Raw genomic sequence first — 12,222 nt, 5'->3', positions numbered from 1 at the left:
CACTGGTACAACACAGCCAGACCGCACTATGCTCTCAACAGGCAACCGCCAGCGACAAGGCTCAAAACCCTGCTGAACAACGGTGTGAGAAACGACAGCTAGGCACACCGCCCGGCCTTTGCGGCCGGGTGCACATTTCGCTGAAAACGGCCATGGACAGGCCCGGCGCGGGCCCCTATAAACCGCGCTCTCGACCGCGCCCCGAGGCGCGTGTCCGCCCGGCGCCCGGGTAGCTCAGTTGGTAGAGCAGCGGATTGAAAATCCGCGTGTCGGTGGTTCGAATCCGCCCCCGGGCACCATTTTTTCCTCAAACAGAACACACCACCCGCCGCGCCTATCGCGCGCGCCACATCCGCCGCAGCCGCGTCACGCCAAGGCAGGCGCCGGTATAGGCCAGCAGGACGGCAAACAGCGATGCGAGGCCCGCGAGGGTCTGGCCGGCGAGACCGTAGATTTCTCCGGTGTGCAGGAAACGGATATAGCGGCGGGCCTGGGCGGCGGGCGAGCGGCGCGCAGGAGTTGCCGTGGCCAGGCCCGATCCGTCGCGGAACACCACGACCTCGTCGATCAGGCTGGCCTGGACACCATTGCCGTGATCCACGGTGATGCGCACCGTTTCGGCGTTTTCCTCAGGCAGGGTAATGGCAATCCGGCGGCCGGGACCGGTTTCGGCGACAGCAAGCGCCACCAGCGCGTCCAGCGGGACGGGCTCGCCGGCCAGGCCTCGCGGCTCGTCCGGCGCGGCTTCCGCGGTGTCGGCGGGAGCGGGCGGGCCGCCTCGCACCGGCACGCTTTCGCCAAAGGCCGCATAGACCAGCGCATTGGCCCAGCCGTAGGAGAAGACAGCGCCGGTCAGCGTGATCGCGAGCAGGGGCAGTGCCATCCAGAAGCCCATCACATGGTGCCAGCTATAGTGACGCGCCTTGGCGGAGGGATAACGGCGGCGAAACAGGAGCTGGGTTTTCAGGAAAGACCAGCGCCACAGCTTCGGCCACCACAGGTAAAGCCCGGTGAGAATGAGGGCCGCGAAGGCCAGATTGGCCGCGCCATTGATCGCGGCGCCCAGATCATTGCGCCCGCCTGTGAAGGCGAGCCACCGGTGAATTCGCATGACACGTCCGAAGAAAGCTTCCATGCCCTCGCCAGCGCCGTCGAGGCGGTCACCCGTATAGGGATCGAGCAGGAAGGCATTGCGCCGCCCGGCTGCAACATGCACGGCGCCGGTCCGGCCATCCGGCACGGTGAGCACATGGCCGGCTTGCGCGCCTTCTGCCGCTGCAGCATCCGCCAGATCCTGAAAGGTCAGGGGCGCTTCGCCGGCGGGAGCGGAAACAGCTGCATCCTGTGCCCAGCGGATCATCTGGCGCTCATAGGTGAGCAAAACGCCGGTGATCGACATAAGCCCGATGAAGAGGGCGGTGACGAGGCCTGCAGCCAGATGGGCCCAGAAGATGGCGCGGCGGATGGTCATGGCGGGTCTCCGGGAAAGGGCTGATGTCGAGGCTGAAACGCCCGCAATCAAGAATTCCGTCGCGCCTTGAGAGGGCAGGCTGATCCCGGTTCCGGTTGCGCCTGTCAGAGTTGCGAAACAGCAAAAAACGATAAAAAATTGTGCATATCGCCGACCGACATATATTTTTTCGAATGACGCGATAAGCTGCCATCGTGGCTCGAAAAAAGAGTCGGTCCAGACTGGCAGGCAGAATAAGGGGAAACGGGATGCATCTTGAAAGAGACCGCAAAGTCAGACGTTCGGCCCTGAGCGTTGTTCTGGCCGTCACGCTGTTTCCGGCCGGACTGATGGCCGGATGCGCCACCACATCGACCCCCGCGGCGGGATGTGTCGAGGCTGACCGCACAATCATGATTGTCAGGCTCGTGCCGAACGCCGGCGGAAGTCCCGACGCACTGGACCGGACACGCGAGGCTGTACTCGACGCGGCTTTCGGATCGCTAGGCTATGATCGCAGTGACATGCAGACTGGTTGTCGGCCGGTGCTGCACGAAACCTTCAGCTCGTTGCCGGGCTTTGCGATGGCACTTTCCGCGGACGAGGCAGACCGTATTCAGCAGCAGTCCTCCGTCTTGTCCGTGACGCCCGACACGACCAGCGCACCAACGGCCACCCTATCCTCGAACTCCTCCATCTCGCAGCGGTGATCCCATGAAGTCTTCTTTCCTTACGCCTCTCATCGCCAGCCTTGGTGCCGTGCTCCTGCCTGCGGTGGCGATGGCCCAGGATGCGCCGGGTGCGCTTTCCGACGGATTGTTCGAAGCGCCGTTGTCCCCGTTTGCCGTTCGACGTATCGAGGAGGGGCGGCCGATCCCGGTCATCGTGACCTTTACGGATATGGCAATGCTTGCTGCGCCGCGCTCCGCCGCACCCACCACATTCGAGCTGGAGCAGCGCCGCGAGTTCCTGACTGCGCTGCGTGAACGCGTCTTGCTGGCCGCGATGGGAGAAAGCGGTCTGCGCCGCTTGAGTGATGCGGCGCGGGCGGCGCGCGCCGGTCAGGGGATCGCGGAAGAGCGTGTCACTCGCCAGTTCGCCGTGACGCCTGCCTTTTCCATGATGGCGCGGCCGGACACGATCCGGGCGTTGCGCAACCACCCTGACGTCCTGAGCGTGACGGAGGATGTTCCGGTGCCGCCGGTGCTGGATGAGTCGATCCCGCTGGTCGGAGCGGACGATGCCTGGGCGCTGGGGGCAGACGGGTCGGGGTGGGCTGTTGCCATTCTTGATTCAGGTGTGGAGACCGAACACCCCATGACGGGGCCGGCTATCACAGCCAGTGCGTGTTTCAATACAGTTGACCCGGGTTCATCCACTTCGCTGTGTCCGAGCGGTCTGGAAGAGGAAACCGATCTCACGGGCCCCGATTCCGGTGATTCCTGTGTCGAGGATGATATCGCCCGGGCGCCGGAGACCGGCATAGATGGATGTTTCCACGGCACACACGTCGCCTCGACGGCTGCAGGCCGGACGGTGAACCTGTCGGGAGGCCGCACACTCAATGGTGTCGCGCGTGCCTCAAACATCGTGGCGGTAAATGTCTTCAGCCGCTTTGAGGCGGACGAATGCGAGGACAGCGACGATCCCTGCATACTGAGCTACCAGTCGGACCAGCTGGCGGCTCTGGAGTGGCTCTACGACAATCGCAACACGCTCAATCTCGCCGCGGTCAATATGAGCCTCGGGGGCGGGGAATATTCATCTGCCTGTACGGGGCATACGCTTCGGAATATCGTTGTCAGCCTGCACACGGCCGGCGTGGCGACGGTGATCGCCTCAGGCAATGAACGCTTCCTCGATGCGGTCAGCTCGCCGTCCTGTATCCCGGAGGCAATCACGGTCGGATCGACGACCAAGAGCGACGAGATATCCAGCTTTTCGAACTCGTCTGAACTGGTCGACCTCGTGGCCCCGGGGTCTTCGATCATGGCCGCCTGGCAGTCGGAAGAACCGCCGACGGGCGAAAACTGCATTATCCAGGACGACGAGCCGAATTCGGAGGGGTTCTGCCACTGGTTTGCGCAAAGCTCGGGTACGTCGATGGCTACACCGCACGTTGCGGGCGCATTTGCTGCTTTGAGGGATGGTTTCCCGACTGCCACGGTCGATGAAATCCTGACCGCGCTGCAGTTCACCGGGACGCAGGTGACGGACCCGGACAACGGGATCACACGCTCCCGCATCGACGTCGGTGCAGCTTACGAAATGCTGCAGGACGGTGGTGTTCTGGCTGGCGGCGTTGAGCTGACGCCCGCGGAGGCCTATCGCGTGAGTGGCGAGTCGGGGGACCCAACTTCATTTGGGACCAAATCATATCAGCTGGAGAATACGACAGGTAGCGCTCGGTCGGTGACAGTCTCGTCGGCTCCGGCCTGGATAGACACCAACTCCGGCAGTTTTAGCATCCCGGCAGGTAGCAGCAGAACGCTGGAGTTGAGTGTGGATATGGGCAATCTGCCAGTTTCCGCAGACTCTGGCCGTGTGACCTTGACCTCGAACGGTCAGACCATGTCCATACCCGTCTCGATCCAAGTCGAGAAAACTGGCGCCGTTGCTGAACTCGGGCCCTATCCCTGGGCCGGTGATGCCTCTGCTGTTTCGCAAAATGTGTTCCGGATAACCGGGCTGGATACCGGCTTGCCGACGGCGATCAGTGTCGCTCTCTCGAATACGGCATTCGGCGCCTACAGTGGTGATTTCAGTGACTGCAGCCTAACAGTCCAGCCCGGCCGCTATGCCCGTGGCGAATATATCATCACAAACACCGATCTGGCCGAGTGTGGTAATTTCCGCCGTGCAGACCTTACTTTCCGCATTTTTGCCGAGCAGGCCGATATCACGGAAGGCATCCGGATGCGTCGTTTCGCGACGAACAGTCTTGGCGGGATGACGGATTTCAGCTTTGACGCCGAAGGCACAAGTTCGTCCGAGACGTCGGCGCAGCCCGAGCCGGGTCTGGAAAGCGATGCCGGCTTTGTAACACTTGCAGAAGAAAGTATCTGGGCACCTGGCGAGGCTGCTCCGGGCGAACCGGCTGCTGCTGTTCCAGCCGCTCTGGCAAACGCCGATTTCGGACCGTTCGAATGGACCGGCGATGCAAATGCCTTTACCGGCAGCGCATTCCGGATATCGGGACTTGGAACAGCCATTCCCGACTCGATCTCTGTTGCCATCGATAATGCCGCTTCGGATGGTTATGCTGGGACTTTCTCGGACTGCGCGCTGAACATCCTCGGAACCCGGTACAACGGCTCGGAGTATCTGATTTTCGGCTCTGATCTGGCCGCTTGCGGCAACTTTGTTCGTGGCGACCTGACATTCCGCATTTCTGCAGACTCGACTGACGTCTCGAACGGGCTGGCGATGCGACGGTTCGCCACCGCATTGAGTGGCGGTCTGACCGACTTCGCCTTCGATCAGGAGAGCAGCGCATTTTCTCCTCTGATCGCGCTCGATGCCACGCTTGGACAGGCCGCCTTCGGACCGTTCGAGTGGACCGGCGACAGTTCCGCCAGCCTGTCGAGTATTTTCCGGATCGTCGGCTTCGAGACGGGGCTGCCCACCCAGATCAATCTGTCGATCCGGTCCGCGCAACAGGCGGGCTATACAGGGTCGTTCGCCGATTGCTCCTTGACCATCCGGCCCGAACGCAAGCGTGGCAATGAGTACCTCATCACCCAGTCTGACCTCGCCGATTGCGGGGCGTTCGGGCAGGCGGACCTCGTCTTTCGAATTCGCGGCCTCAAAACGGATGCGCCGCGGGGATTGATGATGCGCCGTTTTGCCATCGGACCGAGCCGGGATCTGACCGACTTCGGTTTCGATCATACCCCGGGATCCAATGCGACTGCGATCGCAGTTCCGGTCGGTTCGCCGTCGGGACTTGGCGCAGTGTCATTCGGTCCGTTTGACTGGGTCGAGGACGCCAATGGAACGACGATGAGTTCATTCCGCATCAGCGGGCTGGCCAGCGGCGCGCCGTACCGGGTCGATGTCGCACTCATGAATGCGACGGCAGGGTCCGGCATCGGCTCCTATTTCGACTGTTCGCTGACCATTCGCGCGGCGCGGTCCGGCGAGGGTGACTTCGTTATCCTGCCGTCTGATTTCGCAGACTGCGGCAGTTTCGGGCGTGCTGACGTTCTTTTCCGCGTCGTTGCAGACGAGGATGACGTAAATGCCGGCCTGACCATGCGGCGGTTGGTGACAACCAGCGCGGGCGGGTTGTCCGATCTCGGCTTTGACGCCGACTCAGCTGCCGACTGATCAGGTCGGAATGTCCATGAACGAGCGGCCGGGCGGCCTGAGTGCCCGGCCGTTTGTGTCTGGGGCGATGGTGCTGCGTCATTCCCTGATTGGTGTAGACTGACCGTTCTGCAGCAATGGATCCCGATATGACGGCTCCCCTTCGCCCCCACACCGAATTGGCCACCCACACCGTCACCAACCAGCCGCCGCCCTTCGAGGACGTCAATCTGTGCAAGAGCGATCGTGCGCTGCAGTCGGCGCTGGTCGCGGCGGGGGGCGAGGTGCACGCGGAACGCCTGTCGGCAATGGGCGCGCGGTGCGGTGCGGCCGAAACGGTCGACTGGGCACGCCGCGCCAACGAGAACCCGCCTAAGCTGAAAGCCTTCGACCGCTACGGGCATCGGCTGGACGAGGTCGAGTTTCATCCGGCTTATCACGAGCTGATGCGGCTGGGACTGGATGCCGGTCTGTCCTCGGCGGCCTGGACTGAAGGCGAAGCCGGGCATGTGCTGCATGCGTCCATGCTCTATCTGATGACGCAGGCGGATGCCGGCGTCGTTTGTCCGATGTCGATGACCTATGCCGCCGTGCCGGCGCTGCGGGCCGAACCGGCTGTCGCGGCCGAATGGGAGCCGCGCATTGCCGCCGGCCGCTATGACCCGCGCTTCATCCCGGCGGAGGAAAAGGCCGGTGTCACCTTCGGCATGGCGATGACGGAGAAGCAGGGCGGATCCGATGTGCGCGCCAATACCACAAGGGCACTGCCCGCGGGTGAAGAGGGCGAGTACGAACTGACCGGGCATAAATGGTTCTGTTCCGCCCCGATGGGCGATGCCTTCCTGACCCTGGCCCAGGCCGAGGGCGGGCTGACCTGCTTCCTCGTGCCGCGTTGGCGCCCGGACGGCACGCGCAATGCGATGCATATCATGCGGCTCAAGGACAAGCTGGGCGATCGGTCCAACGCGTCCTCGGAGATCGAGTATCATGGCGCCTGGGCGCGGCGTGTCGGGGATGAAGGCCGGGGCGTGCGCACGATCATCGACATGGTCCAGCACACGCGGCTCGACTGTATCCTGGGCTCGGCCGGCGGCATGCGGGCCGCACTGGCGCAGGCGCTCTGGCATGCCGAACACCGCACCGCCTTCCAGAAGAAGCTGATCGACCAACCCGCGATGAAGGCCGTGCTGGCGGATCTGGCGCTGGAGGCGGAAGCGGCGGTCGCGCTGGGGCTGCGCCTGGCGCACAGTTTCGACCGGGCGGGACGGTCGGAAGGCGAGGCGGCGTTCATGCGGCTGGCCACGCCGATCGCAAAATACTGGGTGTGCAAGCGTCAGCCGGGGCTCGTCTACGAGGCGCTCGAGTGTCACGGCGGCGCGGGATTTGTCGAGGAGGGGCCGATGCCGCGCCTCTACCGGCAATCGCCGCTCAACGCGATCTGGGAAGGTTCGGGCAATGTCATCGCGCTGGACGTGCTGCGGGCGCTGGGCCGGGAGCCTGACAGTCTGGAAGCTGTTCGCGCCGAGCTCGTGGCGGTGCGTGGCATCAACCGCTTCTATGATGCCCATCTCCGGCGGCTGGACGACTGGTTCAAACCGGGTGTTCTGGGGGAAGCGACAGCGCGGGCCTTCACCGAAGATGTGGCTCTGGGGCTGCAGGCCGCAGCACTGCATCACGCCTCGCCGGATTATGTCTTCGACGGCTTTTGCGCCGCCCGGCTGGATCCGGATCATCGCAGCTTCGCCTATGGTGCGCTGACCGGGCAGCTTGATGTTGCAGCCATTGTCGAGCGCGCCAGCCCGCTCTGACAACTCGGCAAATCTTGCCGCTGCGGCAAGAAATTCTCGCAAGGCCGGCAAGTTTTACCTATTTCGGAGGGCGCGCCGCTGATACCGCAAGGCCTGGCTGGGTCATCGCGCGGCGCAGATCTTGCATGACTTGTGACCGACGCGAAGTATTCGCGGAAGCCCTGTTGTGGCGTCTCAGAAGGAGACTGCATGACCCTTTCGGTCAACACCAATGCCGGTGCGATGATCGCGCTGCAGAATCTGCGCGAGACGAATGCACGTCTCGAAGTGGTTCAGCGCCAGATCAGCACGGGCCTCAAGGTCTCGTCTGCCAAGGATAATGGCGCGATCTACGCGATCGCCCAGGGCATGCGGGCCAAGGTGGCCGGCTACAATGTCGTCAAGCAGTCACTGGATCGCGGAACGAGCGTGGTCGATGTCGCCATCGCGGCGAGCGAATCCATTTCTGACCTCCTGATCGAGATGCGGGAGACGGCGCTCGCCGCGTCGGACCGCAGCCTGGACCAACAGAGCCGAAATGCGCTGAACGAGGACTTCGTCCAGCTGCGTGACCAGATCAAGACCATTATCGAGAACGCCGAATTCAACGGCATCAACCTGATCAAATCCGGAGGCGACAATCTGTCAGTGCTCGCCAATGACGATGGCAGCAGCCGGATCACCTTCGCCGCCGAGGACCTGTCCTACGGGCCGCCCGGTGGCCCCGGAACCAATATCATCCTGTCGGAAGACGCGACGGTCAGTGCCTTCGTGAACGCCGATCTGGCAATTTCCGAGCTCGACAGCTCCATCGACAATGTCGGGGCCGTGCTGGCCCGGCTGGGGTCAGCTTCGAAGCGGCTGGAAATCCAGCGCAGCTTTACCGACAAGCTCACCGATGCCCTCGAAAAGGGCATCGGCAATCTTGTCGATGTGGACATGGCCAAGGCGGCGGCCGAACTGCAGGCGCTTCAGGTGAAGCAGCAACTCGGTATCCAGGCCCTGTCGATCGCGAACCAGTCGCCGCAGATTCTCCTGCAGCTGTTCCGCTAGACCAGTTCTTTCAGTTTCTCGGCGTCGAAATCGCTCAGTTCGCCGAAGCGGCCATCGCGGACCTTTGCGGCCCATTCTGGGTCGCTGATCAGCGCGCGGCCGACGGCGACGAGGTCGAACTCGTCGTTTTCCAGTCGCTCGATCAGGCTGTCGATCGACGAGGCTTGCGAATTCTCGCCCATGAAGGCGCCGAGGAAGTCGGAGTTGAGGCCTACCGAGCCGACGGTGATGGCCGGCTTGCCCGAGAGCTTCTTCGTCCATCCGGCCAGGTTGAGATCCGAGCCTTCGAACTCGGGAATCCAGAAGCGGCGGGTGGAGGCATGGAAGATGTCGACGCCGGCCTCGGACAGTGGCGCAAGGAAGGCTTCCAGCTCGTCCGGTGTCCGGGCCAGGCGGGCATTGTAGTCCTGCTGTTTCCACTGCGAGAAGCGCAGGATGAGTGGCAGGTCGGCCGGGATTTCTGCACGCACCGCCCGGACAATTTCCTGGACGATGGTGGTGCGTTCAATCAATCCGCCGCCGAAACGGTCGTCGCGCTTATTGGTGCCATCCCAGAAGAACTGGTCGAGCAGATAGCCATGCGCGCCGTGCAGCTCGACGGCGTCGAAGCCGATTTCGGCGGCGGCCTTTGCGGCCTTCGCAAAGGCGGAGATCGTGTCGGCAATGTCTTCGGCGGTCATCGGCTCGCCGATCTGCTTGCCATTGGGCAGGACGCCGGACGGGCTGTCGGATGCGGCGTCCGGGTGCGGACCGGTTCCCGGGCGGCGCGCCAGGCCGACATGCCAGAGCTGCGGCGCGATCTTGCCGCCTGCGGCATGCACGGCGTCGACGACCTTGCGCCAGCCGGCCAGGGAGTCCGGGTTGTGAAAGTTCGGTATGGCCGGATCGAAGCTGGCGCCGGGGCGGTCGACCGTCGTGCCCTCGGTGATGATCAGGCCGACCGCATTGGCGGCGCGGCGACGATAGTATTCGACGACCGGCTCGCCCGGAATGCCGCCCGGGCTCTTCGAGCGCGTCATGGGCGCCATCACGATACGATTGTTCAGCTCCAGCGAGCCCAGCGAAAAGGGGCGGAAGAGCGCCTTTGTGTCGGTCATATTCTTCTCCTCAACAAACCGTTGATCTGAGCAGTTAGACAATTCCTCCTCAGAATCGAGTCCCGGGTGTGCATTTCGAATATTCGGAATCGTCATCTGCCCCCTCGGGGCTTCACGCTTGCGCTTTGCGGAAAACAGTGTTCACTTTTTGCGGCTCGACAGGATGGGGATCCCGATGATCAAAGCAAAAAGCGATGTGCTGGATGTGGTAATTGTCGGCGCGGGACTGTCCGGCGTCGGGGCGGCTTATCACCTGCAGGCGCGCTGCCCCGAACGCAGCTACATGATCCTGGAATCGCGTGCGGCCATGGGAGGGACGTGGGATCTGTTCCGCTATCCCGGCATCCGCTCGGACAGCGACATGTACACATTCGGCTATGCCTTCCGGCCGTGGACCGGCGGCAAGGTGTTCGCCGACGGACCGGCCATTCGCGATTATATCGAGACCACTGCGAGCGAGAACGGTATCGACACGCATATCCGCTACGGTCATCGCGTCGTGGGGGCAAACTGGGACAGCGACAAGGCGCTGTGGACGGTCACAGCGGAGCATGACGGGAAGCGCGTCGAGTTCGAATGCCGCTTCCTGATGCTTTGCTCCGGTTATTACCGCTATGAGAAGGGCTACATGCCGGACTTCCCGGGCCGGGACGATTTCGCCGGCGAGATCGTGCATCCCCAGCTCTGGCCGGAAGATCTCGACTATTCCGGCAAGCGTGTGGTGATTATCGGATCAGGCGCGACGGCAGTAACGCTGGTCCCTGCAATGGCGCAGAGCGCTGCCCATGTGACAATGCTGCAGCGTTCGCCGACCTATATCGCTGCGCGCCCGTCCCGCGATGGCCTGGCCGACGCGCTGCAGCGGGTCCTGCCGGGCAAGCTGGCCTATCTGATCGCCCGGATGAAGAACATCGCGCTGTCGATCTATGTCTATCAGCTGTCAAAGCGGTTTCCGGCCTTCGTCAAGCGCCAGGTGATCAAGCATGTCCGCGAGGAGCTGGGCGAGGACTTCGACGTCGAGACCCATTTCACCCCGCATTACAATCCGTGGGACCAGCGTTTCTGCCTCGCGCCGGACGGGGATTTCTTCGAGGCCCTGCGCACCGGTTCGGCCTCGATCATGACCGACCATATCGAGTGTTTCACCGAGTCCGGTATCCGTCTGAAATCCGGCGCCGAGATCGAGGCGGATATCATCGTTCCCGCCACAGGTCTGGACATGCAGCTGGCCGGCGGGTCGCGCCTCAGTCTTGACGGGATGCCGGTCACACCCGCCGAGCTCTTCACCTATCGCGGCATGATGCTGGGCAATATGCCGAACCTGGCGTTGGCCTTCGGCTATACCAATGCATCCTGGACGCTGAAGATCGATCTGACCTGCGAACGGGTCTGCCGGATGCTGAATTATATGGAGCGTACAGGTACCGAGATCGCCGTGCCGGTCCCGCCGGACGACCTGCAGCCGGCGCCGATGCTCGACTTCTCGTCGGGCTATGTGCAGCGCGCCTTGCCGCATCTTCCCAAACAGGGTTCGGTGGCTCCCTGGCGTACCTATCAGAACTATATCCGGGACATGCTGGCGATCCGCTATGGCCGGCTGGAAGACGGCCACATGCGTTTTGCCCGTGCCGGCGAATACAGGCCGCGCCTGTCGCATACGGCCCTGCGCCGGGACGTGGCAGAATGAGCGGCCGCTTCGAATTCGCCGGCCGCCGTGCGCTGATCACAGGCGCGGCCAGCGGTATCGGCGCCGCACTCGCGCGTGATCTTGCCAGGCGTGGCACCGACCTTCTCCTGGTCGACGTGAATTCCGCCGGCCTGAGAACGCTCGCGGCGGAGCTTGCCGGATCCGGGGTAGCGGTGACGACCCGGGCGCTCGATCTGTCGGACCGTGAGGCGGTTGCGGCTTTTTCGGCCGAGGTCGTCGGCGGGGGCGACCCGTTGCATCTGCTGTTCAACAATGCCGGCGTTGCTCTCGGGGGAACGTTCGGCCGTGTGGCGGACACCAATTTCGACTGGCTGATGGAGATCAATTTCCATGCGCCGGTGCGCCTCACGCGCGCGCTGCTGCCGCTTATGGAACGGTCAGCTCCGGCGCAGATCGTCAACACGTCGAGCATATTCGGGATTATCTCGCCGCCGGGACAGACGGCCTACTCCGCCGCGAAATTCGCCCTGCGCGGTTTTTCCAATGCGCTGCGGCACGAACTGGCCATGGAGCGGTCGGGAGTGGGAGTGACAGTCGTCCATCCCGGCGGTGTCGCGACGCAGATCGCGGAGAGTGCACGCATGCCGGCCGATGCCAGCAATATGGAAGTCTCCGAAGGGCGCGAGCGGGCCCGGCGCCTGCTGGTGATGCCGCCGCCCGAAGCGGCGCGGATCATCCTGCGCGGTGTGGAGCGGCGAAAGCCGCGCATTCTCGTCGGGCGCGACGCGCACATCATGGCACTGATCGAGCGCGTCTGGCCGGTCAGCTACTGGCCGAAACTGGAACGCCTCGTTGGCGCAAAGGGTGAATAGGGGCACG

At 63.4% G+C, this 12,222-nt stretch carries 8 protein-coding genes and 1 tRNA gene; 7 read left to right on the top strand and 2 right to left on the bottom strand.

All coding sequences use genetic code 11. The features are described from left to right. The first annotated feature begins 223 nt into the window (after nt 1-223). Nucleotides 224-299 (top strand) — tRNA-Phe (locus PKE71_RS14995). A gap of 35 nt (nt 300-334) precedes the next feature. Here PKE71_RS14995 and PKE71_RS14990 read toward each other — a convergent pair. Then, nucleotides 335-1,471 carry a PepSY-associated TM helix domain-containing protein gene (locus PKE71_RS14990; RefSeq protein ID WP_271187809.1) on the bottom strand — a complete coding sequence of 379 codons (1,137 nt, stop codon included), beginning with the start codon at nt 1,469-1,471 and terminating at the stop codon, nt 335-337. 248 nt (nt 1,472-1,719) lie between these two features. On the opposite strand from PKE71_RS14990, the gene PKE71_RS14985 reads away from it, so the two are divergent. The 4 genes from PKE71_RS14985 to PKE71_RS14970 all read left to right on the top strand — a co-directional run bounded on the left by PKE71_RS14985 (nt 1,720) and on the right by PKE71_RS14970 (nt 8,598). Next, nucleotides 1,720-2,160, top strand: a complete 441-nt coding sequence (locus tag PKE71_RS14985; protein ID WP_271187808.1) for a protease inhibitor I9 family protein — start codon at nt 1,720-1,722, stop codon at nt 2,158-2,160. Nucleotides 2,161-2,164: 4 nt separating this feature from the next. Further along, nucleotides 2,165-5,779, top strand: a complete 3,615-nt coding sequence (locus tag PKE71_RS14980) for a S8 family peptidase (protein ID WP_271187807.1) — start codon at nt 2,165-2,167, stop codon at nt 5,777-5,779. 128 nt (nt 5,780-5,907) lie between these two features. Continuing rightward, the gene (locus tag PKE71_RS14975; protein WP_271187806.1) at nt 5,908-7,566 is read left to right on the top strand and encodes an acyl-CoA dehydrogenase family protein; all 1,659 of its coding nucleotides are present in this window, start codon (nt 5,908-5,910) and stop codon (nt 7,564-7,566) included. 189 nt (nt 7,567-7,755) lie between these two features. Further along, complete coding sequence (locus PKE71_RS14970; protein WP_271187805.1) at nt 7,756-8,598, top strand: flagellin; 843 nt, start codon at nt 7,756-7,758, stop codon at nt 8,596-8,598. On the opposite strand, the gene PKE71_RS14965 is transcribed toward PKE71_RS14970, so the two are convergent. Further along, a complete protein-coding gene (locus tag PKE71_RS14965) occupies nt 8,595-9,695 on the bottom strand; it encodes an NADH:flavin oxidoreductase (RefSeq protein WP_271187804.1) in 1,101 nt (366 codons plus the stop codon). The genes PKE71_RS14970 and PKE71_RS14965 overlap by 4 nt on opposite strands. A 175-nt stretch (nt 9,696-9,870) precedes the next feature. Between PKE71_RS14965 and PKE71_RS14960 the strand changes: the two genes are divergently transcribed. Both PKE71_RS14960 and PKE71_RS14955 read left to right on the top strand, forming a co-directional pair. After that, entirely contained in the window at nt 9,871-11,382 is a 1,512-nt protein-coding gene (locus PKE71_RS14960) for a flavin-containing monooxygenase (RefSeq protein ID WP_271187803.1), read from the top strand. Then, entirely contained in the window at nt 11,379-12,215 is an 837-nt protein-coding gene (locus PKE71_RS14955; RefSeq protein WP_271187802.1) for an SDR family NAD(P)-dependent oxidoreductase, read from the top strand. The genes PKE71_RS14960 and PKE71_RS14955 overlap by 4 nt, the downstream gene beginning before the upstream one ends. Nucleotides 12,216-12,222 lie beyond the last annotated feature (7 nt).

This window comes from Maricaulis virginensis (assembly GCF_027922185.1).
Lineage (GTDB): Bacteria > Pseudomonadota > Alphaproteobacteria > Caulobacterales > Maricaulaceae > Maricaulis > Maricaulis virginensis.
Note: the sequence above shows the minus strand (reverse complement) of the source record. Positions and strands in the feature narration are given on the sequence as shown.